We start from the raw sequence: 1,347 nt of genomic DNA on the forward strand, positions 1-1,347 counted from the left end.
GGGTCGCGCACCACCGCGGCCATCGGCGAGAAGGCCTTGCCGCTGGCGTGGTCGTAAATGTAGATGCCCTCGCCCGGCCGGTTGGTGACAGGATCGTTCGACCACGGTGTCAGCTGGTAGTCGCGGCTGTTGCGGCTCCAGGTGAAGCCGGCGCCTTCGGCCGAGACGTGGAAGCCGAACGAGGCGTTGGAGATGACGTTGATCCAGGGCTGCGGTGTCGTTCGCCGGCCGGTGAGACGCGTGACATAGTGGCGGCCGTCGCCATCGAAACCACCAAAGCCGTTCCAGAGATTCAAGCCGCTGCCGTCGGCTTTTGCGCTGGTTGAGGCCGGGGCGGCAAAAGCCGGTTGCGCAATGGCCGGCAAGGTTGACACGGCCGCGACGCCGCCGGCCTGCTGCAGGGCGTCTCGCGCCTGCAGGGCAGCCGCTTCGGCGCGCTCGATCTGGTCGAAGATGGTGCCGTTGCGCGTATGCAGCGCGACGCGGGCGACCGCCAGCAGGGTCTTGTAGGTCGCCTCGTCCATGAGGTCGCGGCGCACGGCGAAAATGTGCTGGCGCGGACCGAGCTCCTTGCCGCGCAGGCGGCTGTTCTCGCACAGCGTCTCGACCGCGCGCTGCAGGTCCTGAACATAGGACGATGCCTGCTCGTTGACGACAACGAAGTCGATCATCATGCCGCGCGCTCGCATATACTCCTGGAAGCGCAGCGCCTGGGCGACGATCTCCAGGTCGGCGACGTCGCCGATGCGGACCAGGAAGATCGGGAAATCGCCGGAGATGCTGGTCGGCCACAGGCTCGACTGCTTGCCGAGCCCGGAGGCGATGGAGTCCGCCGGCAGGCGCAGGAACGGATCGGGATAGATCAGGTAGCGCGCCAGCTTCTGTACATTGGCGGCGTCGGTCAGGCTGAGGCCGAGATGGCGGGTCTGCACCTGGCTGCGGGTCCAGGCCAGCATCGCCTGGCGAGCGAAGCTTTCCGGATGGTCGAGCCGGGCAACGGCTTCGTCGAGTTCCGCGCGGTTGGCGCCAACGATGGTCCAGAAGGTCAGCGAGATCTTCTTGTTGGCGGGCACGCGCACCTGACGGCGCAGCGAGGCGATCGGGTCCAGCGTGAAGCCGGAATGGCCGCCGAGCTTGGCGCCGGGATCGAAGGCGGCTGCGTCGACGATGGTGCGGCCGCGGCCGATGAAGGCGCGCCGGTCGGTCTCGGCCTCGGCATCGCGCGACGGCCCCGACGGATCGGTGACGAAATGCGCAACGGCGATATCGGGGTCGTTTTTGTCGCGCTTGCGCCTGACGGCGAAGATCGCGCTGTTGTTCGAGGCGATCTCGGTCTCGACGAACATC

The 1,347-nt window shown here is 67.3% G+C and carries 1 pseudogene; it reads right to left on the reverse strand.

Annotated elements, in window-relative coordinates:
- Positions 1-1,347 (reverse strand): annotated as a pseudogene (locus tag EOA33_RS35935) (protein ndvB); the annotation flags it as partial.

The organism is Mesorhizobium sp. M4A.F.Ca.ET.050.02.1.1 (assembly GCF_003997725.1).
Classification (GTDB): Bacteria; Pseudomonadota; Alphaproteobacteria; order Rhizobiales; family Rhizobiaceae; genus Mesorhizobium.